Annotated in this window: 25 protein-coding genes and 1 tRNA gene; 6 read left to right on the plus strand and 20 right to left on the minus strand. The window is 55.5% G+C overall.

All coding sequences use genetic code 11. From position 1 onward, the window contains the following. Positions 1 to 379: 379 nt before the first annotated feature. Positions 380 to 1243 carry a glutathione-dependent disulfide-bond oxidoreductase gene (gene yghU / locus C7M51_RS13465; protein WP_167522372.1) on the minus strand — a complete coding sequence of 288 codons (864 nt, stop codon included), beginning with the start codon at positions 1241 to 1243 and terminating at the stop codon, positions 380 to 382. Between the two features lie 279 nt (positions 1244 to 1522). On the opposite strand from yghU, the gene C7M51_RS13470 reads away from it, so the two are divergent. Then, the gene (locus tag C7M51_RS13470) at positions 1523 to 1714 is read left to right on the plus strand and encodes a hypothetical protein (RefSeq protein ID WP_160622261.1); all 192 of its coding nucleotides are present in this window, start codon (positions 1523 to 1525) and stop codon (positions 1712 to 1714) included. A 62-nt stretch (positions 1715 to 1776) separates the two neighbouring features. Further along, positions 1777 to 2409 carry a deoxynucleoside kinase gene (locus C7M51_RS13475; protein WP_160622262.1) on the plus strand — a complete coding sequence of 211 codons (633 nt, stop codon included), beginning with the start codon at positions 1777 to 1779 and terminating at the stop codon, positions 2407 to 2409. Positions 2410 to 2437: 28 nt separating this feature from the next. Here C7M51_RS13475 and C7M51_RS13480 read toward each other — a convergent pair whose 3' ends face one another. From C7M51_RS13480 to C7M51_RS13520, 9 genes are all read right to left on the minus strand, one after another. Beyond that, on the minus strand, positions 2438 to 3208 hold the full coding sequence (locus C7M51_RS13480; protein WP_160622263.1) for a heme ABC transporter ATP-binding protein: 771 nt from the start codon (positions 3206 to 3208) through the stop codon (positions 2438 to 2440). Continuing rightward, positions 3201 to 4208, minus strand: a complete 1008-nt coding sequence (locus tag C7M51_RS13485) for a FecCD family ABC transporter permease (RefSeq protein ID WP_160622264.1) — start codon at positions 4206 to 4208, stop codon at positions 3201 to 3203. The genes C7M51_RS13480 and C7M51_RS13485 overlap by 8 nt, the downstream gene beginning before the upstream one ends. A gap of 56 nt (positions 4209 to 4264) precedes the next feature. Continuing rightward, positions 4265 to 4894 (minus strand): SDR family oxidoreductase, encoded by a 630-nt coding sequence (locus C7M51_RS13490; RefSeq protein WP_160622265.1) that lies wholly within the window; start codon positions 4892 to 4894, stop codon positions 4265 to 4267. Further along, entirely contained in the window at positions 4891 to 5388 is a 498-nt protein-coding gene (hutX, locus tag C7M51_RS13495; RefSeq protein WP_160622266.1) for a heme utilization cystosolic carrier protein HutX, read from the minus strand. The genes C7M51_RS13490 and hutX overlap by 4 nt, the downstream gene beginning before the upstream one ends. Positions 5389 to 5409: 21 nt before the next feature. Then, a complete protein-coding gene (gene hutW / locus C7M51_RS13500) occupies positions 5410 to 6729 on the minus strand; it encodes a heme anaerobic degradation radical SAM methyltransferase ChuW/HutW (protein WP_160622267.1) in 1320 nt (439 codons plus the stop codon). 25 nt (positions 6730 to 6754) lie between these two features. Further along, a complete protein-coding gene (locus C7M51_RS13505) occupies positions 6755 to 7621 on the minus strand; it encodes a heme/hemin ABC transporter substrate-binding protein (protein WP_244323841.1) in 867 nt (288 codons plus the stop codon). Between the two features lie 20 nt (positions 7622 to 7641). Beyond that, the gene (locus tag C7M51_RS13510) at positions 7642 to 9783 is read right to left on the minus strand and encodes a TonB-dependent receptor plug domain-containing protein (RefSeq protein ID WP_160622269.1); all 2142 of its coding nucleotides are present in this window, start codon (positions 9781 to 9783) and stop codon (positions 7642 to 7644) included. A gap of 287 nt (positions 9784 to 10070) precedes the next feature. Beyond that, the gene (locus tag C7M51_RS13515) at positions 10071 to 10421 is read right to left on the minus strand and encodes a nitrous oxide-stimulated promoter family protein (protein WP_160622270.1); all 351 of its coding nucleotides are present in this window, start codon (positions 10419 to 10421) and stop codon (positions 10071 to 10073) included. A 666-nt stretch (positions 10422 to 11087) separates the two neighbouring features. Beyond that, complete coding sequence (locus C7M51_RS13520) at positions 11088 to 11681, minus strand: TetR/AcrR family transcriptional regulator (protein WP_160622271.1); 594 nt, start codon at positions 11679 to 11681, stop codon at positions 11088 to 11090. A 117-nt stretch (positions 11682 to 11798) separates the two neighbouring features. Here C7M51_RS13520 and C7M51_RS13525 point away from each other — a divergent pair, with 117 nt between their 5' ends. Further along, entirely contained in the window at positions 11799 to 12428 is a 630-nt protein-coding gene (locus C7M51_RS13525) for an NAD(P)H-dependent oxidoreductase (protein WP_160622272.1), read from the plus strand. A gap of 5 nt (positions 12429 to 12433) precedes the next feature. Here C7M51_RS13525 and C7M51_RS13530 read toward each other — a convergent pair. After that, positions 12434 to 12509, minus strand: a tRNA-Phe gene (locus C7M51_RS13530). 192 nt (positions 12510 to 12701) lie between these two features. Between C7M51_RS13530 and C7M51_RS13535 the strand changes: the two genes are divergently transcribed. Together C7M51_RS13535 and ftnA are read left to right on the plus strand one after the other, a co-directional pair. After that, on the plus strand, positions 12702 to 14024 hold the full coding sequence (locus C7M51_RS13535; protein WP_160622273.1) for a methyl-accepting chemotaxis protein: 1323 nt from the start codon (positions 12702 to 12704) through the stop codon (positions 14022 to 14024). 285 nt (positions 14025 to 14309) lie between these two features. Then, positions 14310 to 14822: a non-heme ferritin gene (gene ftnA, locus C7M51_RS13540; protein WP_160622274.1), complete on the plus strand. Its 513-nt coding sequence runs from the start codon at positions 14310 to 14312 to the stop codon at positions 14820 to 14822. Between the two features lie 42 nt (positions 14823 to 14864). On the opposite strand, the gene C7M51_RS13545 is transcribed toward ftnA, so the two are convergent. Further along, positions 14865 to 17711 carry a bifunctional diguanylate cyclase/phosphodiesterase gene (locus C7M51_RS13545; RefSeq protein ID WP_160622275.1) on the minus strand — a complete coding sequence of 949 codons (2847 nt, stop codon included), beginning with the start codon at positions 17709 to 17711 and terminating at the stop codon, positions 14865 to 14867. A 264-nt stretch (positions 17712 to 17975) separates the two neighbouring features. Between C7M51_RS13545 and C7M51_RS13550 the strand changes: the two genes are divergently transcribed. Continuing rightward, positions 17976 to 18917, plus strand: a complete 942-nt coding sequence (locus C7M51_RS13550) for a LysR family transcriptional regulator (RefSeq protein ID WP_160622276.1) — start codon at positions 17976 to 17978, stop codon at positions 18915 to 18917. 38 nt (positions 18918 to 18955) lie between these two features. Here the strand turns inward: C7M51_RS13550 and mdcH are convergent, their stop codons facing one another. The 8 genes from mdcH to mdcA all read right to left on the minus strand — a co-directional run bounded on the left by mdcH (position 18956) and on the right by mdcA (position 26027). Beyond that, positions 18956 to 19858 carry a malonate decarboxylase subunit epsilon gene (mdcH, locus tag C7M51_RS13555; protein ID WP_160622277.1) on the minus strand — a complete coding sequence of 301 codons (903 nt, stop codon included), beginning with the start codon at positions 19856 to 19858 and terminating at the stop codon, positions 18956 to 18958. Positions 19859 to 19862: 4 nt separating this feature from the next. Further along, complete coding sequence (locus tag C7M51_RS13560; protein WP_160622278.1) at positions 19863 to 20483, minus strand: malonate decarboxylase holo-ACP synthase; 621 nt, start codon at positions 20481 to 20483, stop codon at positions 19863 to 19865. Between the two features lie 3 nt (positions 20484 to 20486). After that, positions 20487 to 21446 carry an AEC family transporter gene (locus C7M51_RS13565; RefSeq protein ID WP_160622279.1) on the minus strand — a complete coding sequence of 320 codons (960 nt, stop codon included), beginning with the start codon at positions 21444 to 21446 and terminating at the stop codon, positions 20487 to 20489. Positions 21447 to 21581: 135 nt separating this feature from the next. Further along, positions 21582 to 22382 (minus strand): biotin-independent malonate decarboxylase subunit gamma, encoded by an 801-nt coding sequence (gene mdcE, locus C7M51_RS13570; RefSeq protein WP_160622280.1) that lies wholly within the window; start codon positions 22380 to 22382, stop codon positions 21582 to 21584. Next, a complete protein-coding gene (locus C7M51_RS13575) occupies positions 22379 to 23212 on the minus strand; it encodes a biotin-independent malonate decarboxylase subunit beta (RefSeq protein WP_160622281.1) in 834 nt (277 codons plus the stop codon). Before C7M51_RS13575 ends, mdcE begins: the two co-directional genes overlap by 4 nt. After that, the gene (mdcC, locus tag C7M51_RS13580) at positions 23205 to 23504 is read right to left on the minus strand and encodes a malonate decarboxylase acyl carrier protein (protein ID WP_160622282.1); all 300 of its coding nucleotides are present in this window, start codon (positions 23502 to 23504) and stop codon (positions 23205 to 23207) included. Before mdcC ends, C7M51_RS13575 begins: the two co-directional genes overlap by 8 nt. Positions 23505 to 23511: 7 nt before the next feature. Beyond that, positions 23512 to 24372 (minus strand): triphosphoribosyl-dephospho-CoA synthase, encoded by an 861-nt coding sequence (locus C7M51_RS13585; protein WP_160622283.1) that lies wholly within the window; start codon positions 24370 to 24372, stop codon positions 23512 to 23514. Beyond that, positions 24372 to 26027, minus strand: a complete 1656-nt coding sequence (gene mdcA, locus C7M51_RS13590) for a malonate decarboxylase subunit alpha (protein WP_160622284.1) — start codon at positions 26025 to 26027, stop codon at positions 24372 to 24374. Before mdcA ends, C7M51_RS13585 begins: the two co-directional genes overlap by 1 nt. Between the last annotated feature and the right edge of the window lie 128 nt (positions 26028 to 26155).

Raw genomic sequence — 26155 nt, forward strand, 5'->3', positions numbered from 1 at the left:
GATGAAATAAGGCAAAAATACTCGCTATATTTACGCGCTCCGCTGTGATTAAAATGCGCCCTTTTTCACATAAAACAGAAAAACAGGGGAGATGTCATTAACGTTTAACATTATTATATTATCCACCATGGTTAATGTTTTATTTTGGCAAAAAGAGAATATTTTGTTATTGACGTATTTCCCATTGCGTTATTCTTTATCTTTATTGAAAAATAAACTATTCCCCTTAATACGTCGTATAAAAATTTATTTTAATCCGTAAAAAAAAGCCACCGATACTGCTGGCAATTAAATAAGGAATAACGGCTAATATTAACCGCGTTATTTCTCGTTAAAAGAATAATATGACGGCAGATGCATTGCCTGCCGCCATTTATGCTTAGCTCAGCTTATTTTCAGTACGCCGATCGAAATCAGAAGCATCGTGCCGTTCACGCAGCTGTTGATCCGGTGCGCCTGAGGTGCGGTTAACAATACGTCCTCGCCGCACCGCCGGACGCTCGGCGATCGCCTGCGCCCAGCGTTGCAGATTAGGGTAAGAGGCGACATCAAGGAACTCCGCTGCGTCATACAGGCCGCCCTGTACCAGCGAACCATACCAGGGCCAGATAGCGATATCGGCGATGGTATATTCCTCGCCTGCGATGTAGCGATGCTGCGCCAGCTGGCGCTCCAGCACATCAAGCTGGCGCTTCGCTTCCATAGCAAAACGGTTAATGGCGTACTCAATTTTTTCCGGCGCGTAGTGATAGAAATGACCGAAGCCGCCGCCCATGTAGGGTGCGGAACCCTGTAGCCAGAACAGCCAGTTCAGCGTTTCCGTGCGTGCAGCACGCTCCTGCGGCAGGAAATGACCAAATTTTTCCGCCAGATAAAGCAAAATCGCCCCTGATTCGAATACCCGTACCGCTGGCGTTTCCGAACGATCGAGCAGAGCCGGAATTTTTGAGTTCGGATTAACCGCGACAAAACCGCTGGAGAACTGATCGCCCTCACCGATGCGAATAAGGTGCGCATCATATTCCGCGCCGCTTTCCCCCAGCGCCAGCAGTTCCTCCAGCAGAATCGTTACCTTCTGGCCGTTGGGCGTGCCCATCGAATAAAGTTGCAGCGGATGTTTACCCACCGGCAGCTCTGCCTCATGGGTTGCACCCGCAATCGGACGATTAATTTTTGACCAGCTACCGGCCCCTTCCCGATCCCACTTCCAGACTTTCGGCGGCTGATAATTTTTCTCTGACATGATGTCCTCTCGACTAATCAGGCAATGTGGATGGTGCTGTTAACGAGTGTAGCAGCCGCGTTTAAACAGACTTAACCCGGCTGGCTTTCAACCCTGACCGCACTACGGGAACTGTCAAAAATACAAATGATTGTCATTTTCACTTGCAACAACAGCATCAAAAAGACAGTCTCTGGCCCGCTGCACGTTCTGTTTCAATAGTTTAACGCTGGCACAGCCTTTGCAATAACTGCATAAAGCCACTTTTTGCACCGTTAAGCTCAATCTTAGGGAGTCCATATGTCCTGGTATGATGAATTACAATGTCAGGTAGAAAAATGTGTTTGTCATGAGCCTAATCCGTTAATGAGCGAGATGCTGGCTGACATTGGTATAGAGGCGATGATCGATCAAAACGACGATCGTCTTCATCACCATTCCGCTCGCCAAACGCTTTTTAGCCGCTTACGCCACTATTTATTCCGCTCTTAACCGCAGCCCTGCCGCGCTAAACGGGAATAGCCTGCTTTCCCGCTACACAGAGAACCATTTTTATGAAGATTATTGCAGTTGAGGCCAACATCGCCGCCGGTAAAAGCACGCTTATCGGGCCGCTGGCAGAAAAACTGATGGCGCTGACGGGCGAGAAATGGCAGCTGATGGTGGAGCCGGTAGATGCCGATCCGCAGTTTTTAGCGCTGCTAAAGGATTTCACCGCGCATCCCAGCGACGCCAATATCCGTATCCGTTTCCAGCTCTACATTACCCGTATGCGCCAGCGCCTGTTGCAAAACCTGCCGGAAGGCAATTACGTGATTGAGCGCTCGCTCTACAGCGATATGGTGTTTTGCCACACCAACTTCCTGCAAACGGAGCGCCCCGACGCCAGCTATATGGATTACTACTACACCATTAAAGCCTGCTTTGCCGATTACCCGCCGATTGATGTGGTGCTCTATATCGATCGCGATCCGCAGGCCTGCTTTGACAGCTGCATGCAGCGCGCCCGTCCCGGCGAAACGGACTATCCGCTGGACTACTTCCTCGATTTGAAGCGCTTTCACGATGCCTGTCTGCCGCAGCTGGTGCGGCAGTACCCGGCGCAACTGATTACCTGGCCGGTAGAGAAAGGTTTTGCCGATGTGGATCGGCTGGCGGCCAGCCTGCTGGCGCAGACCGGCTGGTAATGGATAGCGCAGCGCCCTTTGCCGTCCCTCAGCGACAGAGGGTCATCAGCGGACGATCTTCGGTAGGGTGAGTAGAAACCGTTATATCCGCCTGATAAAGCTCGCGCAGAACGGGCTCGTTCAGTACCTGCTGCGGCGCACCGTTCGCGACAACCTGCCCGCGATTAAGTAGCAGAATGCGATCGGCATACAGCGCCGCCAGATTTAAATCGTGCAGCACGCAGCAAATGCTGAAATGACGCGTCTGCACCAGTTCCCGCAGCAGGCGGAACAGCTGTTGCTGATAATGAATATCCAGCGCCGAGGTCGGCTCATCGAGAAACAGCCATTTTGCAGCGTGGCCCGGCTCCCATAATTGAAGCAACAGGCGCGCCAGCTGTACGCGTTGCTGTTCGCCGCCCGACAGACTGCGATAGTCGCGCTGCGCCAGCGTCTCACAGCGGCAAAGCGCCATCACCGTTGCGATATCTTCCCTGCTGGCCGCCGATTTATGCGCGTGCCGCCCCATGTTAATCACTTCCTGCACGCGGAAAGGAAAAATGATGCCGCTGTTCTGACGCATTACGGCACGGGTTCGCGCCAGTGCCTCAATTGACCACTGCGCCAGCGGCCTGCCGAACAGGAAACATTCGCCGCTGTCGGGCGTCAGATAGCCTGTGAGCTGGCGCAGCAGCGTCGATTTACCAGCACCGTTAGGCCCAAGAATGGCAACGATCTCGCCGCCGGGCAGAGAAAAAGAGACGTTGTTGGTCAGGCAACGCCCGTTAACCGCATAAGTTAGCTGACGAGCTTCAAGCATAGGCCGCTCTCCTGCTACGAAAAATAAGCCAGAGAAAATAGGGCGCACCGATCAGGCTGCTCAGCAATCCCACCGGCATTTCCGCAGGCTGCACCAGGGTACGCGCCAGCGTATCGGCCAGCAATAGCAGGCAGGCTCCGCATAGCGCCGAACAGGGAAGCAGCCAGCGATGGTTCGCACCGCTGGTCATACGGATCAGATGCGGCACCACCAGGCCAATAAAACCGATAATGCCGCTGACGGCGACCGCCCCGCCGATCAGCAGCGAACTCAGCAGCAAAAGCGTCTGGCGGCTGCGCCTGACGTTAAGGCCAAGATAGTGCGCCTCTTCCTCACCCAGCTGTAACAGATTTAGCGCCTCGGCATAGCGCCAGGCCAGTAACATCGCCGGTAGCGCCAGCGAGGCTGCCGCCAGCAGCGAAGTCCATTGCGCCTGACCGAGACTGCCCATCATCCAGAGCGTCAGCTGGCGTAGCTGCTGCTCATCGCCCACATAACTTAAAATACCAATCGCCGCCCCGCACAGCGCATTGATGGCGATACCGGCCAGCAGCAAAAACAGCACGCCGCCGGAGGAGGATCGTGCGCTAAGCAGAAAAATCAGCGCGCAGATCGCCAGGCTGCCAAAGACCGCAAACAGCATCTGCTCATACAGCGCCAGAACCGCAGGCAGCACCACGGGAAAAACAATCGCCACGCCTACCATCAGCGCCGAGCCGCTGCTGACCCCCAGCAGGCCGGGATCGGCCATCGGGTTGCGAAAAAGCCCCTGCATGATGACGCCTGCCGTACTCAGCGCCGCGCCAACCAGCAGCGCCAACAACACGCGCGGCAGACGTATATTCAATAAGATATCGCGGTAGTAATCCTGCGATTCCGTACGCCACAGCGCTGAAAAGGGGATATCAATCGCGCCCATGCAGGAAGCAGTCACCGCCAGCGCAAGCAGTAAAACCACCAGCCCGGCGCACAAACGCCGGGGAGATAAGACGTTATTCATTAAAACGTTATTCCATACCAGATACCGGCGCATCGACCAGCGACGCGCCGCACCGCTCAGGCCGTTTCAGGTGCCAGCCCCGGCTGCACCAGACTGTAAACCTGATTGTTCAGGCTATCGGCGGCGTCGAGCCGGGCAATCATCGCCGCCACATCACGGCGATGAACAAAGCCATGCACTTCCTCGCCCTGAAAAAGCTGCGCCATGCCCGTCGCCTCGCCGTTTAGCAGACCGCCAGGACGCAGGATGGCGTAATCCAGCGGGCTGGTTTGCAGCCAGGCTTCCGCCAGCGTTTTCTCCCGCACCGACTGCCCGAAGGCCGCCTTCGCGCGCGCCGACAGCCAGCGCCAGCTATCGCCGCAGCCAAGCGAAGAAACCATGATCATGCGCTCCAGCCCCTGTGCCGCCGCGGTATCGATAATGACGCGGTGCGCCTCAAATTCCTGCGCACCGCCCAGCGTCGAGATAACCGTCGCCGCGTGACCCACTTTGGTGCAGGCCAGCGCGACCGCCTGCGCATCACGGGCGTCGCCTTCCACCACCGCCACGCCCAGCGCATCAAGCTGGGCCGCCGCAGAAGGATTACGCACCACCGCCACCACCGGACGCCCGGCTGCCAGCGCCAGATCCAGCACGCAGCGCCCGGTGCCGGTGCCGCCAGCGCCGAAAATCAGCCACGGTTTCATGACGCCATCACCTGTAGACGATGAGCCAGCGCACGGAAAGCAACAAGCTGTTCAGTCAGTAGCTGACGATGCTCGTCACGACCGAGAAAGATCTTAAACATCGCGCTGCCCGCCTGGTTAAAGAACAGGATTGATGCGGTATCCATGCCCATAAACTGACGTTCCACCAGCGCGATATGCTGGCAGTTAACTGCCTTGATATGGCCGGTCATACCGTGACGCCCACGCAGGTTGAAGTAACCGTGGCGATGAAAGCCGGAAGGCAGATCGCCGGTGAATTCCAGGATGACATCGGCGGTATGCACCAGAGTAGTCACTTTGCCCCACTCCACCACCGTATCCCAGACGGTATCAAACTGCTCTCCGCTGGTTAACGTGCTTTTCGGCAGCTGCTGCACCACTTCCAGCAGCGTAACGTTAAATTTCTCTGCAATCGCCTCCAGCGTACCGTCCGGGTTGGTGGCTAAAAAGGCACGTAGCTCAGTGTGGCTCATAAAATTTCTCTCCAGTTGGTGTCACGCCGGGTGACTGTTCAGTTCGGAAATCAGCTGCTGCAAAGACTGCAACAGGTTGCTTGCCCAAAAGCGTCCTTCATTGGTCAGGCGCAGGCAGGTTGAATCATCGCGGGTGAGTCCGGCCCGATGCCATTGCTGTAGCAGCGGCGTCAGCAGTTCGGCATGAGGCGTCAGCGTGTCCAGCGCCACCCTGGCAGTTTCGATCCCGGCCTGTAGCTCATGTCGCCACTCCACACGCGCTTCGGTGGCGCGCATCATCATCATTAGCGGCTTATGACCGGCGGCAATGCCCTGATGCCAGGCTTCCAGGTTGCGCTCCACCATCCACGAATAACCGTTTAACGAGCCGCCCGCACCGGAGCCTAACGCCAGACAATCCGCGCCGCGCTTGATCAGCAGGTTATACAGGTTGCGCTCGCGTGTGGTTCGCCCCCAGTGGCTGTTGCTGATGCAGTGCCAGCCCGCTTTATCCAGCGCTTCGCAGCCCTGCAAATAGAGATCGCGCCGCGCTATCGGCGCAGGCACCTCAACGCGCCCGTTGCTGACCGCTTTGCCCAGCGGCGTTTCAGGTAGCAGGTTGAGCGCATAGAGATCGACGCCGTCCAGCCCGATTTGCTGCGCGATGGCCAGATCCTCCGCCCAGCTCTGCGCATCCTGATCCGGCAGACCAAACAGCAGATCGCAGACCACCGAGGCGCGATCGCGGCGACAGAGATTTTCCATAAAACGGATCGCCTGCGGGCCATCGGAAGTGCGGGCCATACGCTTGCGGATCCGGCTGTTAAATGTCTGAATACCAATAGAGAAACGGTTCGCGCCCGCGTCAAGGCAGGCATCGATGCGTTCATCATCAAAGTTAAGTACGCGCCCTTCAATGGTGATTTCACAGTCGGGAGCCAGCGGTAACGCGCTGCGCAGACGCGTCAAAATGCGTGAGAGATCGTTCGCACTGAGGGCGGAAGGCGTGCCGCCGCCAAAATAGACGGCATGGATCGGTGCCGACTGATGCAGCGGGCTGTCTGCCTCCAGCGCAATTTCTTCCAGCAGCGCATCGGTATAGCGTGCGCAATGGTCTGCTTCATAGCGGTTCTGATAAAAACCGCAGAAAGTGCAGTGGGTGGCGCAGAAAGGAATGTGCAGATAGAGCAACCGCTTACGTGGCGGTGCCGGATGCGCCAGCAGCGATTGCCAGGTTTCAGCATGCTTCTCTTTGATTACCGGTGAGGAACCGCGCCACGGCATAGTGGCGCGACGATCGCGAAACGGCTGTGGGCCAGACAGCGCAAAGTGCGGCGTTAAATCAGGCTGTGGAACATTCATACGGGTATCTTTAATTGGTTTTATTTCAGGAACGGGATGGACAAGCAGCGTCAGCCTTAAGCTCATCCGGCTGCGGCCAGAATTGCTGGTGCAAATATTCAACGGCATCGACGATGCGCGGTCCCATACCGAGGATTAGCGACTGATCGATCTCCACGATGCGCTGATTTTTCCAGGCGGCGGTGCGATCGATGCCGGGCACGCTGGCTGCCAGCTTATCGCGCGCGCCCTGCCCGCTTTGCGAGGTAACCACGATGACATCAGGATTGGCGGCAATAATGGCTTCGCTGCTGTAGCTGCGATACTGTCGATGCGTGGCGACATTTTTACCTCCGGCCAGCGTCAGGATGACGTTGGCAACGCTGCCTTCCCCGGCCACCTGCGGCGTACTGCCGCCGGGTGCCAGCAAAAACATCACGCGCACCGGATGCGTCTGGCAGGCGTTACGCCCGGCAACGCGATCCAGACGCTGACGCAGGCTGGCGACCAGCGCCTGGCCTTTTTCCGCTGCCTGCACCGCTTCAGCTAACGCCAGAATATTTTCATAGAGTCGCTCCGGCGTGGCGGGTGTGCGCGGCAACGCTACCGTTCTGATATTGTGATGCTTCAGCTGATCGAAAATCAGCCGCGGTTCGGCATCCTGCCAGGTGATAAAAAGGTCGGGGCGCAGCGAGAGAATGCCTTCGATGCTTAACTGCTTCCAGTAGCCAATTTGCGGCAACTGTTTAACCTGCGGCGGCCAGACGGCGGTTTCATCCACGCCAACCACCTTATCGCCAGCATCCAGCGCCCAGATAAGCTCTACCAGCGAGCCACCGGCGGCTACGATGCGCTGCGGCGGCGGATTCTGCGCCAGTACGCTACCGCACAGCAGCCATCCCGCCAGGGTCATCGCGAATTTTTTCATCATCGTTAAAACGTCCATGCGAAGCCCATCGCCGCATTGAAGCCCGCAACCGGGATCGATTCATGTGCGGTTTTGTAGCGCTTATTGGTCAGATTATTCAGGGCGAGATTGACCCGGTACTGCTCTTCAGGCCCGAATTCGCTGCTGAAAGCCAGGTTTAACGTTGCCCATCCCGGATAGCGTTTGCCCGGAGCATCAGCCGAGGTGTCATCCTCCGCTTTTGCCGACGCACGCAGCCAGAGATCGGAGGAAAGCGTCATAGCATTAAGCAACAGAGTATGCTTCAGCCCTATTCTGCCGCTGAGCGTCGGTTCGCCGGTATGCCAGGTATGATGGTTCTGTCCGATATATTGACGGCGCAGCAGATTACCGCTGATGTAAGGGGAAACTTCCCAGCCGTTATATTCCGCAGAGAGCTCCATGCCGTAGGTTTTGGCGCGGCTGATATTGTCGTAAAAATAGTAACCGTCGCCTCTGCCGCTGTTATTATTCCCTTCGCATACCGCTTGTCCGGCACAGGCTACCGAAGCGATATAGTCATCCGCTTCGGAATAATAAACCGCACCGTCGATTAGCCACATATTGCCGTTATAGCGCACGCCAAATTCATAGTTATTGGAGTGCTCGGCTTTTAAATCGGGATTACCGTAAGAAATACCGTTGCCTGCCGAAGTTTGCATAAACTGCTGGGAGAGCGTTGGGAAAACATAACCCTGCGCGAAGGCCAGCCGCAGCTCGGTGTTTTCAAAACCGGAGTAACGCAGGCTGGTAGAGGCGACCAGCGCGTTATCGTGCGCGGTGCGCTGCTTTAGCCGGTTAACGCTGACGCCCTTACTGGAATGATCAACCGTCTCATCGCCGCCCAGCAGCGAGGATTCCAGCCAGTATTGGCGCGCGCCTACCGTCCAGTTCCAGTTATCCGCAAAGCGCCATTCGTTTTGGGCAAACAACGACCAGCTGGCCTGTTCGCCACGATTATGAGAATGTTTATTGGCGATATAATTTGCGCCAGGCGGAAAGCCGGTACTGGTACTGGCGTGGGTATAGCCCGCCGAACGCTGCCTGATGCGATCCTGTTGATACTGAGAGCCCATCACCAGGTGATTATTACCCGGCAGATCAAAATCTGACTGTAGCGTTAGCCCCCGCGTATTTTGTTTATCAAGAGATTGCGTCTGGTTGGCAACGCTAATATTGCCAATCATCGGCGAACCAGAAGATTGAACCACCGCAATATTATTCTCGAACTGACGTTCAAGCGTCTGCACGTAAGCGTCTACGTGTAGGCTTTTCAGATACTTGCCGTCAGCCTCATAATCATAAAACAGCCCCAGCTTTTCACGCTCCAGCTTAGGGATTCTGACGCTAAACTCTTCGTAATCAGGCGAGTCATACCAGGTTTGCGTTGACAGGTTATAGCGATCGAGCGACAGGCCAAACTTATGTTTATCCCAGCGATAGCCCAGCCACGCGCCCTGGCTATGGTTGCGATAACCGGTATCCGGCAGACGTCCATCGGGCGTATCGCGCTCGTTATGATCGGCATAGCTGCCGTTCAGCCGGTAATCAAAATGCCCGATGCTGCCCCAGGCCGCGGCAGATTCGCTCCAGCCGTTTGTGCTGGTGTCATAGGTCGCTTTAATAACGCCGCCAAGCGGTTTATCGCCACCTTTACGGGTGATGAAATTAACCACGCCGCCGATCGCCTGCGATCCGTACAGTACGGAATAGGGCCCCTTAACGATTTCGATACGCTCCAGGGCGGATTCATCAATCAGCAGCCCAGGACCATAATCCTGCCCTGCGCGCTGATAGGTCACCTCTTGCCCGTCGATCAGCATCAGTACGCGCGAAGAAGCTTCACCACGAATGCGTACCTGTTTGCGTCCGGCCAGCGCGTTATCCGTAATCTCAACGCCGGGCACATCGCGTAGCTCATCGGCCAGCGACACATTGGTGGATTTCTCCAGCGTCTCTTTATCAATCACCTGAATCGTTGCCGGACTGTTCCATAGCGACGTTGCCGAACGGCTTGACGTCACGACCAGCGTCTTTTCCTGTGAGGTTATTTCTGCGGCGGCGTGCTGTGCGAAAGAGAGCGTAAGCGCGGACAGCAAAAAGCGCCGATTCCTGGTTAAGCGTATCATCGAAACCTCGAATGCAAACGATAATAATTATCGTTGCGCTTTATAAAAGGTTTGTTTTGTCGCGTCCAGCCAAAAAGTTTCATCTGAATGACATGTTTGATATTGATCAAGCGAAGCAAAATTCTTATTGGATCGAGGCCGCAAATAACGCAAAAAAATCATGGGGTAAAGGAGGTAACCCGCCTCTGTCAACGCTAAAAAATGATGTCCAACAGGTAACAGAGGCGTGAAAATGGAAGATGATAAAGACGGAGAAAAAGACGAAAAAGTACAAACGCGGGAAACGGCTACCGATCTTTCTTCGGTCGATATTTTTCCGGTAATGGCGGAACGGGACGTTTATCATCGATCAGATGACGTATCGCCAGAATGGGATGATGCAGCAGCATACGCGGTCCCGCCCAGCGCATAATCTGTTTCATCTCTTCACGCGGCGCGGGCTGATAGCAATGAATCGGGCACTGCTTACAGGCGGGCTTATCTTCACCGTAAGCACAGCGATCGAGGCGTTTTACCGCATACTGATATAGCTTTTGGTAACGCTCTGGTTCGGGTAACGCCTGCGGACAGCTGGACTGATACAGAGCGATCATTTTTTCAATGGTGCGCTTTTCTCGCTGGATACGCTTTCCTGACATAACGCTATACCTGATGCTGAAGGAAAAATAACGGCCTGAGCCGTGATCAAACATGACCACAGCCGTCTTTTTATAATAAAAAAGCCTCAACGTTATTAATCATGATCAACAGAAGTTTCCTGACTAAACGTAAACAGAGCCGTTATTGCGTTAGCGCAATAATATGCTGTCGCTATTAACCCTGCTATTAACATGGTTATTTTCCCTGTCAGAAACCGAGCATGTCTGTTTTTATTTTGAATCTTTTATCGGCACCGATAAATACCGAAAAACCGGGGAAAGCTTCAACTGACTCTTCTCCCAGCATTGCCTGATAAAATGCGTGTTCATATCTACATCATCAACGTATAAAGTTATGCTGTCAGGTTTAAACATATTATTTCTTCGTCAGGAAAGATAACCAGCGCGCGCTTTCATTTCAGCTTTTAGACTCAGGACATCAGGCTCTATTTCACTGACAATAGCTATCTTTCAAGGCGTTAAGTATTGCTTAAGGATTAAGCCGTTAATAAAGTGCAAGAAATAATGGAGGAAGCGCTAACCGATAATGCCTGATTTTCCTTTTACAGAGGAAAGCCGCATATCGATCGTATTTATAAAGGCTTAGCCCGTGTTTTTAATCTCATTCACACGAGCTGTGTTTAATAATTTTCTGACTTTACCCGGTTATTTTATACCACACCGCTGTACCATCGCGATAATCACCTGAAACAGCTCATCCTTTGCCTGCTGTTCCGTAATCACCCCGTTAACCACAGCCCAGGACAGCCCTTCGGCAGAGCCAAGCATCGCCCGCAGGGGGGCATCGCCAGGCGGTTGCTGGCAGAACGGCGCAAACAGCCTGCGGCATTTTTCAGTAAATGAAGCCGCATAATCCTGCCAGATTTGTTCCAGCTCAGGCGTACCGGTAAGGGCCGCCATTACGCTGGGCATTTCACGCCCCTGAAGCAACACGCATTCGATATAGGAATTGGCGATAACCACAGCCAGCTTTTCTAAAACCGGTTCCGTTTTGCTGATCATGTCATCCATCGCTTCCGTTTGACGCCGATCGAACTCCTTATAAAGTGTAGCCAGAAGCCCGGAACGACTGGTGAAATGATCGTAAACTACCGGCTTCGTTACGCCAGCCTGTTTTGCCAGATACCCCAGGGTCAGTGCTTCCGTCCCTTCTTCACGAATAATCCGCCATGCAACTTCTACCAGTTGAGTATGACGTTCTTCTCTTGATAACCGCTGTCGCGTGAGCGATTCAGGCATGGCAGGCATTCTCCTGTTGACTTGCTTATATACCAAAGGTAACCTACCACAAGTAAGTTACCATTAGTATATAAGATTACGTCTAATAGTGGTCTATAGCAACAGGGAGTCTCTCTAATGCACGCATTAATTGTTGTTTCTCATCCTCTCGATACCTCATTAACTCACGGCACTGCTAAGGCCATTGCGCAAGGCATTACCGACGCTAACCCGGCCAATACGTACGAAATCGCAGATCTGATGCAGGAAGGCTTTAACCCGGTTTACTCAGTAGCCGATATGGCGCTTTTTCAGCAAACCGGCGCAACGCCGCCTGATATTGCAGCAGAACAGGCGCGTATTGATAAAGCAGATGCGCTGGTGCTGGTCTTTCCCGTTTACTGGTGGAGCATGCCTGCATTATTAAAAGGCTGGATCGATCGGGTCTTTTCCAACGGCTGGGCTTATGAAGAAACCGCAGAAGAAAAGGTATTGAAAAAGCTGGGCCATTTACCCGTGCATTTAGTGGCACTGGGCGCGGCTACCAAAAAAACCTATGAAAAACGCGACTATTTTGGTGCCTTTAATACCCAGATAGTACACGGAATTTTTGATTACTGTGGTGCACCGGTAGTAACTTCAGAAATATTATTGTTACCAGAGATGAAATCCCCGGATGCCTGTATTGAGGCTGCACGGGATATTGGACGAGCTGTAACAACCCGATCCGCAAAAAGCAAAAACCCGCCTTGTGGGCGGGTTCTTTAGAATAGTGGTGCCCGGACTCGGAATCGAACCAAGGACACGGGGATTTTCAATCCCCTGCTCTACCGACTGAGCTATCCGGGCAACGGGGCGCATTAAACCGTAAAGGCGCTTTGTCGTCAAATGCTTTTCATCGAAATTTCTCCGTTTGCGCTCTTTTGCAGCAATCGGTAAAAGATCGGTAAAAAGCGCGTGCATCCCCGCCCTCTCCGCTCAGCTTTTAAGCAGCGGGGCCGATAACCACTGGTGAAACCCATAACACAATAAAGGTTCACCATGTTTCGTTCTATTGCATCAGGAATCGCATCACGTCTCGCTTCACAGCAGTGCGCCTATCCTTCCGCAACGCTGGCCGCGCTTGATGAAGCGATTGCTACCATTGCCTTTACGCCGGACGGTACAATTTTAAACGCCAACAAATTGTTTCTTGATCGCATGGGCTATCAACTGGAGGAAATACAGGGAAAGCATCACCGCATCTTCTGCCCGGATGAACTGGCCGCCTCACCGCAGTATCAGGCTTTCTGGCAGCGACTACAGCGCGGCGAGAGTTTCAGCAATAAGTTCCTGCGGCTGGATAAGCAGGGACATCCGGTCTGGCTGGAGGCGAACTACGTGCCGGTACGCGATCGCTTTGGCAAGGTGATAAAAATCGTCAAGCTGGCGTCAGATATTACCGCGCACGTGCTGGATGCGCAGGAGCAGCGCGCCTTAACCACCGCTATCGATCGCTCTATGGCGGTCATCGCTTTTAATCTGCGCGGCGAAGTGCTGAAAGCCAACGCTAACTTTTTAAAGACCACCGGTTACCGCGAGCAAGAAATTATCGGTCAGCATCACGGTATGTTTTGTACCCCGGCGCTGCGTGCCAGCGAAGAATACAAAACCTTCTGGCAAAAGCTGAATCACGGCGATTTTATCTCCGGTCAGTTTCAACGGGTTGATAAACAGGGGCGCACGCTGTGGCTGCGCGCCACCTATAACCCGGTTTTCGATGAAAACGGCGAGCTGTATAAAATCGTTAAATTTGCCTCCAACGTCACCAGTCAGGTAGAGAAAAACCAACAGGAGCGGGAAGCGGCACAGCAGGCCTATGAAACCGCGTTGCGCACTAATGAAAGCACGCGGGTTGGCGCAGACGTGGTGGAAAACAGCGTACAAAATATCAATGCGCTGGCGGGCGAGCTGCATGATATCTCCGGTGATATTTCCAGCCTGAGCGCCCAGTCCGATCGCATCGGGCAGATAGTCGAAACCATTCGCAGCATCGCCAGCCAGACAAACCTGCTGGCGCTGAACGCCGCGATAGAAGCCGCGCGAGCTGGCGCACACGGGCGCGCCTTTGCGGTAGTAGCAAATGAGGTGCGTTCGCTGGCAGCCAATATCAACCAGGCCACCAGCGAGATTGAAAAAATGGTCAGGGATAATCATCTGCTGGCCGGTAAAGCATTAACCAGCATTGAAACCAATCTACAACGCGCCGATCGCGGAGTCGCCCTTGCGCAGGAGGCGGGAGAGGTCATCGCGGAAATCCGTGGCAGCGCCGCTGAGGTAGTCAGCGCTATCAGCAACGTGACCAAGGCGTTAAAAGAGGAATAAATCTGTCAGGCGGCGTCACTCCGCCGCCTTTTCCTGCTGTTTATCAAACAGAAAAATGGACTATTTAGCGGAAATTGCCCTCTTAACCCGCTGATACCTTGATAGTCAGTATTTTTTACAGAAATACGGTTGCAAATACGAGTTAATCTCATTCAAAAATAGAATCAATTCTCTTTAAAATCAGCGTATTAAAAATGAATATTGTGCAAAAAAGCATGTTCCCGGCTGCCCGTTTGCTGCATAATTCACCAAACAATGTTTGCCTGCCATAAATAAGGAAATGCTATGCTGACAAATGACATGATTGCCCGCTTAAATGACCAGCTGAATCTGGAGTTCTATTCCGCCAACCTCTATCTGCAAATGAGCGCCTGGTGCAGCGATAAAAGTTTTGAAGGGGCTGCCGCGTTCCTGAAATCTCACTCACGCGAAGAGATGGAACATATGCAGCGCCTGTTTGATTACCTGAGCGATACCGGGGCGCTGCCGGTACTGGGCACAATTCCTGCGCCGCCGGTTTCATTTGAATCCCTGGCGGATCTGTTCCAGCAGACCTACGAGCACGAGCAGCTAATCACACGTAAAATCAACGAGCTGGCGCACGCGGCAATGTCCAGCCAGGACTACTCCACCTTCCAGTTCCTGCAATGGTACGTGGCTGAACAGCATGAAGAAGAGAAGCTGTTTAAATCCATCCTCGATAAGCTGGCGCTGGTCGGCGACAGTGGCAAAAGCCTGTTCTTTGTCGATAAAGATCTGGCAGCATTGGACAGCGGCAGCCACGGCTCGGCAAACTGATATCGCTTTCCCGGCTCCGGCGCATCGTGCGCCGGGATCGGGTTATAGCATGGTCAGCCGTAGCTCAGAAGGCTGCGGTCGACCGAAAAAGTAGCCCTGAAACAGCGTACATCCCTCTTCCTTAAGCTTATCAAACTGCTCTCGGCTTTCGACGCCCTCAGCGGTAATCTGAATATCCAGACTGCGGCTCATGCCGGTTATAGCACGGATTATCGCCAGCGCCTCGCGGCTGTCGCTCATATCGCTAATAAAAGATTTGTCGATTTTAATTTTATCGAACGGGAAAGATCGCAAATAGCTAAGCGACGAATAACCGGTGCCAAAATCATCCAGCGCGATCAGCACGCCCAGCGCCTTCAGGCTTTGCAGCGTGTGGATATTGCCGAGCGAGTCATCCAGCAGCACCGACTCGGTAATCTCCACCTCCAGCCGCCAGGGTTCCAGACCGGACGCTTTCAGCGCCCCCTCTACCGTCGCGATCAGCGTGCTGTTTTTAAACTGTACCGGCGACAGGTTGACCGATACCGTTTGGCCCCCCGGCCAGTTCTTCGCTTCACGGCACGCTTCGTACAGCGCCCAGGCACCGAGGCTATGAATCAGTCCGGTTTCTTCAGCGATGGCGATAAACTCGCCCGGCATGATCAACCCCTTTTGCGGATGATGCCAGCGCATTAGCGCCTCATAACCGATAATTGCCTTCTTTTCACTGTTAGTAATCGGCTGATAATAGAGTCGCAGTTGATCTTCAGTGATCGCCTCGCGCAGATCGTTTTCCATACTGCGACGGGTGCGCGCCTGCGCGTCCATCTCCAGCGTGAAATGTTCATAGCGATTACGCCCGTTGCGCTTGGCTTCATACAGCGCCATATCGGCACAGCGCAAGAGCTGCTCCGGCGTCGAAAGCTCTGCATCAGCGAAGGCGATACCGATACTCAGCCCTACCGACAAATTATGCCCTTCAACGTTGATCGGCGGCTGTACAGTATCGATCAGCCGCTGTGCTACCGCGCTCGCCTCCTGCTGACGGCTAAGGCCAGGCAGCACAATGGCAAACTCATCGCCACCGATACGGGCCAGCGTATCCTGCTCGCGCAGTATGGCACGCAGGCGTCTGGCAATAACGCGCAGCAGCTCGTCGCCCATTTGGTGACCGAGCGCATCGTTGACGTTTTTAAAATTATCCAGATCGAGGCAGAGCGCCGCCGTCTGTCGCTCGTGCAGGCTGTCCTGACGCAGCGCATCGCTCAGCCGCTGACGAAACAGAATCCGGTTCGGCAGGCTGGTAAGGTAATCGTGATGGGCCATATGGTGAATACGGGCGTCGGCGGCGCGCTGATCGGTAACGTCATCCACAATCAATATCACATAGTGCGTGCGCGCATCACCGCCGCGCACCGTGGCAACGCGAGTGTGCAGAATGCGATCGCCGCAGGCGGTTACCAGCTGCTGCTCGCTCTGGTGGATACCTTCACTGCGTAGCGCCGCATCCGCCAGCGCGTTGAAATAGTCGCTCAGCTCCGGCGGCAGGCACTCATGCGGCTTTTTGCCGTGCATACTGTTTTTTTCCACACCAAACAGCTGCTCCGCCTTGCGATTCACCAGCAGAATTTCCCGCGATATCGCATCCTCTACCAGCACACAGGAAGGAATACTGGTGATGATGGTATCAAGAAAGCGTGACATGGAAGTCATGCGTTCGCTTTGCGCCTCCGCCAGATCTTTGGCGCGCAGGATTTGCTGTTCATACTCGCGCCGCTCGGTAACGTCGCGGGTGATTTTCGCGAAGCCAACCAGCTTACCGCTGTCGTCATGAATCGCGTCGATCACCACGTGCGCCCAGAACGCGCTGCCATCCTTACGGTAGCGCCAGCCCTGATCCTCAAAGCGTCCGGTTTTACGTGCGATATTCAGGTTGGAGTCTGGCGTTTTGTTCTGCCGATCCTGCGCGCTGTAGAACAACGAAAAGTGCTGGCCGATGATCTCCTGGGTGTTGTAACCCTTAGCGCGCTGCGCGCCCGCGTTCCAGTTCACTACGTGACCGCCGGGATCGAGCATATAGATGGCGTAATCGGTGACACTCTCCACCAGCAGGCGAAATTTCTCTTCCTGGGTACGCCGTTCCTGCTGTAGCCTGCGCTGTTCGGTACAGTCGCGGGTAATTTTCGCGTAGCCGAGCAGCTTGCCGTTGTCATCGTGGATCGCCTGGATAATCACATGCGCCCAGAACGCGCTGCCATCCTTGCGGTAGCGCCAGCCCTCATCTTCGAAATGTCCGGTACGAAAGGCTATTTGCAGATTCTTTTCCGGAATATAGGCCATGCGCTCCGGCAGACTGTAGAAGAGGGAAAAATGCTTCCCGACTACCTCCTCCGTCGTGTAACCCTTGGCGCGCTGCGCGCCGCTGTTCCAGTTCACCACCAGGCCTTCGGCGTCCAGCATGTAGATAGCGTAATCGGTAACGCCATCTACCAGCAGACGAAACTTCTCCTCCTGCTCGCGCTTCTGTCGCAGCAGCGCCTGCTGTTCGGTACAGTCGCGGGTGATGACCGCAAACCCCAGCATGGCACCGTTTTCATCGTAGATGGCGTCGATCACCACGTGCGCCCAGAAGGCGCTGCCATCCTTGCGATAGCGCCAGCCTTCGGTTTCAAAGCGCCCGCAGCGGGCGGCGATAGCAAGATTGTTTGCCGCCTGACCTTTCGTCTGTTCGCTTTCGCTGTAAAAAATAGCGATGTTTTTGCCGACGACCTCTTCCGCCAGGTAACCTTTTGCCCGCCGCGCACCTGCGTTCCAGTTAACGATCGTGCCGTCAGGATGGATCATATAAATGGCGTAATCGACCACGCTTTGTACCAGCAGTCGATAAAGTGAGTCTGGATTCTTATTCATTATGTTGCCCGATAGCGGCCCAAACGGCTGTCTGGGTGAGTTAGACATGGCAACGTAGTGCGTCTGGCTATTCAGCGCTACGCTAAAGAGAAGTTATCGGCCCGCCCGCCTGACTTGTGCGGACGACACCTTTCTATTCCATGCATATCGGCAGCGGCAGACCTTTTTTCAGCACATGACAGGTGAAATGATCTTAACTAAAACCCTTAAGCCAGATTATGCTGTCTTTGTTTTCACTATTTTATTAACCAAACAGGGCGTTGCATGAAAATTGATGCGGATATCAGCTTTCGTAAACTGGAAATCTTTATTGCCTTTATGGCCAGCGGCAATATTGCTCGTGCCGCTGAACAGTTGAATCTGAGCAACGTCAGCGTGCACCGTGCGCTGCATACGCTTGAAGAAAATGTGCGCTGCCCGCTGTTTATCCACCAGGGACGTAGCCTGAAACCGCTGCCCGCCGCGCGTACGCTGCTGGAATATGCGTTGGATGCGGTCGATGTGATGGTGAAAGGGATTGATGAGGCACGTGATAAAGCGGGGCTGGGGCAGAAACATATGCGCATCGGCACGCTTTATTCACTGACGCTGGAAACCGTGCCGCGTCTGATTATGGGGATGAAGCTGCGTCGCCCCGATCTGGAGCTTGATTTAACTATGGGTTCCAATCAGCTGTTACTGGAGAAGCTACAGCAGGGAGAGATGGATGCGATTCTGCTCTCGATTACCGATAGCCAGATCGACAGGCGACGTCATGAGGTGCTGCCGCTGTTTGAGGATCATATTTTCCTCGCCGCCCCGGCAGATGCGCAGCTCGGCACACAAACATCTGTCGATCTGCGCGATTATCGACAGCAAAAATTTGTGTCACTGGCGGAAGGCTTCGCCACGTTTCACGGTTTTCAGGAAGCCTTCAGCGTGGCGGGATTCGATGCCAATATCGTGATGCGCGTTAATGACATCTTCTCTATGCTCAGCCTGGTGCAGGCGGGCGTGGGTTTCGCGCTGGTGCCGGGCAGAATGCGACGCATCTATGAAAACAGCCTGCAACTGCTGCCGCTCTCGGAGCCTTATCAGATGCGCCAGACCATCGCTATCGTGTTCGATCGCAATCGCGAGCACGATCCCAACCTGCTGGCGCTGGTAGCGGAAGGCCGCATGTATGCGCGTGAGGTCTCGCCTGGCGTTGGGGAGCGCGCCTGCTGAGCCAGCGTGATCGCAATCACGAGCTCAATGCCAACCTGCTAGCGCTGGGAGCGTGCCTGTTCAGCCAGCTTAAGCGCCAGCTTTATGCCCCCCTGCTCCAGCGACAGCGCATCGCCGCGTGACAGTGGCTGTCGTGCCAGACCGGTCAGTACCGCGCCGGGAGGCATCTCCAGCGCCAGGCCGATATCGCGTTCATTGGCGGCTTCCATCGCTTCGTGCCAGCGCACGGTGCGCGCCATGTTCATCGCCAGATCGTCAGCGATTTGCTGCGGCTGCCAGAGCAGACGGGCGCTGCTGCCGCTGAGATAGGCGCAGCGCGGGCGTGTCAGGGTTACGCTGGCAAAGGCCTGCGCCAGTTTTTGCGCCGGGGCGTCCAGCAATGCGCAGTGCGAAGGTACGCTTACCGCCAGCCGATGCACTTTCTGAGCGCCGTGGGCAATTGCCCGTTCGCCTGCCTGCCGCATCGCCTCTTCACTACCTGCGATCACCATCTGCTGCGCGGCATTGATGTTCGCCAGATAGCAATCGCCCAGCAGCGGCTCAATTTCACTCTGGCGCAGACCGGTAATCGCCGTCAGTCCGTAGCCTGACGGCCAGGCCTGCTCCATTAATTCACCGCGTAACGCCACCAGACGCACTGCGTCATCAAACGCCAGCGCCCCCGCTACCACTGCGGCTGGAAAAGCACCGATTGAGAGGCCGCTGACCATTTCCGGCTCCAGCCCCTGACGCGCCAGTTCGCGCGCCCAGCCGACGCCCGCAATCAGCAGGCAAAGCTGCACCGCACGGGTATGGCGCAGCGCCTCGGCGCTGTCCAGCAGAGTGACATCTTCGCCTAACGCTTCGCTCGCCTCGCGCAGCAAATTCTCGCCGTCCGGCAGCCCCTGCAACATATCAACCCGCTGCGGCCCCTGTCCGGGAAACATAAACAGCACTTTCATTAACCTATACCTCCGTTTCAGCCTGCCAGGGATCCTTAACCAAACGCGGCCCCCGGTTGGTTTTCAGCAGCGCCCGTCCATCACGCAGCCATTCATTAAGCGCAAAAGCGCCGCAGGGCGTTTCTACCTGGGTATCTGCCCGACACGGCAGGCGCAGCAGCTGTTGCTGCCAGGCCTGGAATTTTTCCGGCGCTATCGGCTGCGGTGCCCGAATCAGCAGATCGAGATCGCTGCCGCTGTGCAGCACCGGCACTTCAGTGGTGGCCAGCGCATAGCCACAGCTACCGGTAATGCCCCACTGCCAGGGCCAGGCGCGCTGCGCCAGCAGAATTGCCCCCTGAACCGGCGGCTGAGAAACAAACACCGAACGCAGTAACAATGCAACGTTTGCCAGCGACTCTGGCGTAACGCAGCGGGCCACCGCCGTGGCAGGTAGCCAGGCAGCAGCGCGACGTTCACGTCCGATACCGCGAATTCCCACGGCGATCAGCCCCGCCGGATGCATATCCCGGCGCACCACCAGCGGCAGCGTGGGCTGCCACTGCTGCGCTACCCAGTCGGGCAGTTCGCCCTGTAGCGCCTGTGGGTTGCTAAGCCAAATCAAGTCGTGGGGACGCGGCAGCATCAGTTACATTCCTGCGGTTAAAGAGATAAACAGCGGCAGCGTGACGATACAGAGCACGGAGCTGATCAGCAAGGTAGCTTCCGCATCAGGTGACTGCACGCCAAAACGGTTACCGAATACCACACCGAAGAAGCCCGCAGAAAGCGCTACCATCAGAATCGCGGTAATCGCCAGCGTACCGTGCAGCCCCATCACCAGAACCAGACCCCAGGCAATGGCTGGCTGAATCAGCAGTTTGGTTACGCTGGAGAGCGCCACCGCGCCGTTCAGTTTCAGCTGACGAGCAGAGAGGATCAAACCGGTCAGGAACAGCGCCGTTGCGGTAGCGGAGAGGCCCAGCGGTTTAATCGCGGTCAGCACCAGATCCGGCATATGGATACCCAGCGCAGAGAGCACCACCCCCAGCAGCGGACCCCAGACGATCGGTTTTTTCACTGAGCGCCACATCAGTACCGGCAGCATCGCCAGCGATGAACCCTGCGCCGTACCTGCGGCACGCGCTTTTTCACGTTCCAGAATCAACAGACAGAACGGCGTCATTAACACCGAACCACAGGCGATAGAGACAGCGACCGACAGCGAAGTACCACCGGTTTCACCCAGTACGCTACCGAGGATCGGCAGACCGAGCGCGGCGTAGTTTGGCAGCGCCACCGTCAGCGTCAGCACTGCGGCATCCTGCGCCGACTTGTGGAACACTTTGATGCAGAGAAAATAGATAACGGCGTAGGTAATCCACATCGCCAGCGTCAATACCACTACCAGCGGCATCTGCTCAACGATACCGCTCCAGGGCGTTTGTACCGTGGCGCTAAACAACGCCGCCGGCAGTGCAAAGTCCATTACAAAGATATTCAATAAAGCGACGTTCTTGTTATCCACCATTTTTGCCTTACCGGCTAAAAAGCCCAAAAGCATGATGACAAAAATAGGGGCAAGTGCATGAAGAATGATATATGTCATATTTCACCTGTATAACAATGAGTTGAAAGTGGCACAGGTGCGATGGTTTATTTTTATTTACAGGCTATTGCTATGGATGGGCAACAAGTGCCCATCACTATCCACCTGGCAGGTTTGTCCTGGCATGAATAATAGTTACCAGGCCGCACGCATACGTTCACGTACTAACGCGGAACTGCGGCGGTTTTCACCGCGCAAACGATGCTGCAGACTGTTATCACCATCGCGGGCGTCTTTGATCTGACGAATGAGTGACTCAATAACCTGTTGTTTTTCAGCCTCACCCGGTTCATCCGGTTTAGCGATATTCAGCAGTTCATCGAGCAGGCCCAGCGTCTGATAGTTTTTCACATCGTAGGCCATTGGCGGCACCGTTGACGCCAACTCAATCAGCGCTTCCACGCTGCGCAGAGTGATGCGCGCCGCAGAGGCCTGACCCATGGCGTGAACCATAACGCCCGGATCGTTGAAGGCGATCAGTCGGTTGGACTGGTAGCCATGCGCCAGGAAGGCACCGGACATCGCTTTACCGACGATCAGACCAATCACCGGATGACCGGCCAGACGTGCTTCAGCCCAGGCCGCAGCGGAAGCAGCCAGCGCCTGGTGAATACCAAACGCTTCTTCACGACGCCCATAAGCCTGGCTGGGAACGTCAATCACCGCGATAATCGGGCGTTTACGTTCGGCACTGGCATCGGCGGCTACGGTTTCTTTCACCACTTTCGCCAGCGTCCAGCCTTCCATCAGGCCCACTTCACCGCCAGCCGCGCGCGGGAAGTGATTGTTTTCATCGGGCACCACGGCGATGTAACGCACGCTTTCCCCATCCAGATCGGCATCCGCCACCTGTACAGACGGACATAACCCCCCTAAGCGAGGCGCATTCTGACTAAGCAGCGCCAGCCAGCGCTCACCGCGACTGATTGTTTTCATAGCGCGTCTCCCGCAAAAAATTGTTGAATCTGTTCGCTATCTGCCTGTTTGCTGGTATCTACCGCTTTCAGGCGCGCCAGCATCGGCTCGTAGTTATCGGTGCGATGACGTGCCGGTACACCGCGAGCCAGCGCATCGCTGACCGCCTGCTTAACCGCATGTACGCCGTCGTTAACCAGCACATCGGCCAGGCCGCTGCGATAGCGCACTTCGCCACCGGTAATGCTCCAGATAAACGGACGATCGCGTGAGTCATACTCTTCGATACCCGCTTCCTGTTCGATAACCTGCGGGCCGTTCAGACCGAGACGCGCTTCACGCGTTACGATCAGCGAGCTGCACAGGCCAGCAGCGATGGACATGCCGCCGAAGCAGCCAACGGTACCGGTAATGACGCCAATAACCGGGGTGTAGCGACGCAAATCGACAATCGCAGCGTGGATATCGGCAATCGCCGCCAGGCCGAGGTTCGCTTCCTGCAGGCGCACGCCGCCGGTTTCAAGGCACAGCACCGCCTGAGTCGGTACGCCGCGACGATGATCTTCCGCCGCCATTTCCAGTGCCGCCGCCATTTTCGCGCCGGAGACTTCACCCATACTGCCGCCCTGGAACGTCCCTTCGATAGCGATCACTACCGTTGGTTTGCCGTTTATGGTGCCTTTCGCTACCACCATGCCATCATCGGCCTGCGGCACGATGCCCTGCATCGGCAGCCAGGGAGACATAATGCCGTCGAAAGGATCGAGCAGCTCGCGATATGAACCTTCATCCAGCAGCAGGTGCGCACGTTCACGCGCCCGCAGTTCAATAAAACTGCTGTCATTACGCATGGGCCGCCTCCTCAAAAACCTGTTCGATTCGGATGCGTGCGACGCCAGGTGTGGCACCGAAGTCATGAATGGTAAGCTGACCGGCAGGCAGTTCAGTTAAGGTGCTCAGTCGGTCAAACAGCGCACGCCAGCGTGCTTCAAAGTTAACGATCGAAGTAGTGATGCTGACTTCAAGTTTTTCGCCCTCGTTAGGGACGAACAGGGCTTCCATATCACCGGAGCCCACGACACCAACCAGTGCACGTCCTTGCAGGGTGCGAGTGGCAGGATAAGAAAGTGTGATTTGTTCCATAACATCCTCAATGTGTGAGTAAACAGATACCATCGAGAAACAGCGTGGCCGCCAGCAGATCCGCCGCGCCGCCTGGTGAGGCGTTCATGCTGAGCATCTTCGCGTCGAGCTGAGCCAGCGCCTGACGTCCCGGCAATGTGCTGCAACCGCCGTGGTCCAGCACCCGTTGCGCGCCCTGCTGCATCGCCTCCAGACCGTTCAGGCCTGAGCGCGACAGTACGCAGGTATCGCTGAGCGAGGTCATGATCGCCATCAGCGCATCAAGCCTGGCCTGCTCTTCCGTCGCCCCAGCTGCCCGGCTACGTCGTAGCTGCGGCAACGCCAGTTGACGAATATGCGGAAACGCCTGTTGCGCCTCTTCGCGCGCGCCGGGTACCCGATAACGCTGCGTGGCCCGCAACCCTTTACTGAAACTGCGCGGGGCACGATCGTCCGGCAGGCTTGCCAGCGCGGCGGCGGTACGGCAAACGGCTTCCGCCGTCGCATCGCCGTCCAGCATGGCGACGGCGCTGACCAGCAGCCCGAGCGCCCAGATAGCTCCGCGATGGGTGTTGACGCCGTTAGTGGCCGCCATCATCTGCGCTTCGCCTTCGCGCCCCAGCTGACCAACCAGCTGGCGCAGCGCGATATCTGCCGGACGCTGCCAGCTGTGTAGCGCTAACGCGTGGAACGTCGGCTGGAGACTGCGAGCAGAAAGCTCCATCAGCGTCAGCGTCAGATCCTGATGCGCCCCGCTGCCGCGACCGTCTACCAGCCCCGGTTTGGGCGTCAGGCGCGCTTCATCAATCAGCGCCATGCTCGCCCGCTCCGCCAGCCGTTCAGCCAGCCGTTCAGCGCGCTGTTCAGAGAGTTGCGGTTGCATCGTCATTACCAGCTCCGGAATTTAGCCGGTGGGTTGTAAAGGCCGCCAGACCATTCCACCAGGTCAGCAACGCTGCCCGCCGCCAGCAGCGAACGGGTGGCTTCGCTACGGCGAATGTCCAAATCTTCCGGCCAGGCGATTTTGCCTTCACGACGCAGCTGCGCGACGCGTTTGGCATCCACACCCAGACCGATATCAGTGATACCGGCTACTGCCGCTACCATCGCCCGGCGTTCTTCCATCGACTCTGCGCGATAGAGATAGGCGATCCCTTCTTCGGTCAGAACGTGAGTCACGTCTTCGCCGTAGATCATGACCGGTGCCAGCGGCATGTTGGAGGCTTTCGCCACGTCAACGGCATCCAGTTTTTCTACGAAGGTTGGTTTACCGCCCGCCTGGAAGGTTTCCACCATCTGCACTACCAGTTTGCGCCCGCGAACCATCGGATCGGGCTTGTCGATCATGGCCAGCCATGCAGGCGTTGCGTGACGACGACCGTGTGGATCGTGCCCCATGTTAGGCGCGCCACCGAAGCCGGAGAGACGACCTCGGGTAACGGTGGAGGAGTTGGCGTAGCCATCAACCTGTAGCGTTGAACCGATAAACATATCAACCGCATACTGACCAGCCAGCTGACACAGCGCGCGGTTTGAACGCATCGAACCGTCAGGACCGGTGAAGAAGATGTCAGGGCGTGCGGCGATGTAGTTTTCCATCCCCAGCTCACTACCGAAACTGTGAACGGTTTCTACCCAACCGCTTTCGATGGCAGGGATCAGCGTCGGATGCGGGTTCAGCGTCCAGTGTTTACAGATTTTGCCTTTCAGCCCCAGCTTTTCACCGTAGGTAGGCAGCAGTAGCTCAATCGCGGCGGTGTTAAAACCGATGCCGTGGTTCAGCGACTGCACCTGGTGTTCAGCATAGATGCCTTTGATCGCCATCATCGCCATCAGGACATGTTCCTGTTTAATCAGGCGCGGATCGCGGGTAAACAGCGGTTCAATAAAGAAAGGCTTGTCGGCGACAACCACGTAGTCGATCCAGGAGCCGGGGATATCCACACGCGGCAGATCGGAGACATCATCCACCAGTTCGTTAACCTGAGCGATAACGATACCGTTATGGAAGGCGGCGGCTTCAATCAGCGCCGGCGTATCTTCGGTGCTGGGACCGGTATACAGGTTGCCCTGGCGATCGGCTTTAAAGCCTGCAACCAGCGCGATGTTCGGCACCAGATCCACATAAAGACGAGCGTAAAGCTCGATGTAAGTGTGAATCGCACCAATTTCCAATTGTCCATCTTCCAGTAGCTGCGAAATACGCAGGCTCTGTGTACCGGAGAAGGAGAAGTCAAGTTTACGGGCGATGCCCTTTTCGAAGATATCCAGATGTTCGCTGCGGCTGACGCTCGGCATAATCATATGCAGATCGTGAACCTTCTGCGGGTTGACCTCTGCCAGCATACGCGACAGAAAATCAGCTTGTTTCTGGTTATTCCCCTCCAGCACAACGCGGTCGCCCGGCGCAATCAGTTTTTCCAGTACGGCGGGTAAATCGTGAGTGGGCAGAACTTTGCCTGGAATAGCGAGTGATTCAATGCGTCGCTGTTTCTCGGTGCGACGCGTATCCCAGACGCGGCCTGACGATGTTTCAGGCAACATAGCTAACCTCCTGGCTCATTTGTGATTTATCTAAAATCGATGACCAGAGTGTCTGCCTGTTAGCCTTGCGCATCAATTAAGCAGGAAGTTTGATTATTAGCCTGAGAGTAATGGAATTTATCTGAGCA

The sequence above is a fragment of the Mixta intestinalis genome, from assembly GCF_009914055.1.
In the GTDB taxonomy this organism is placed as follows: domain Bacteria; phylum Pseudomonadota; class Gammaproteobacteria; order Enterobacterales; family Enterobacteriaceae; genus Mixta; species Mixta intestinalis.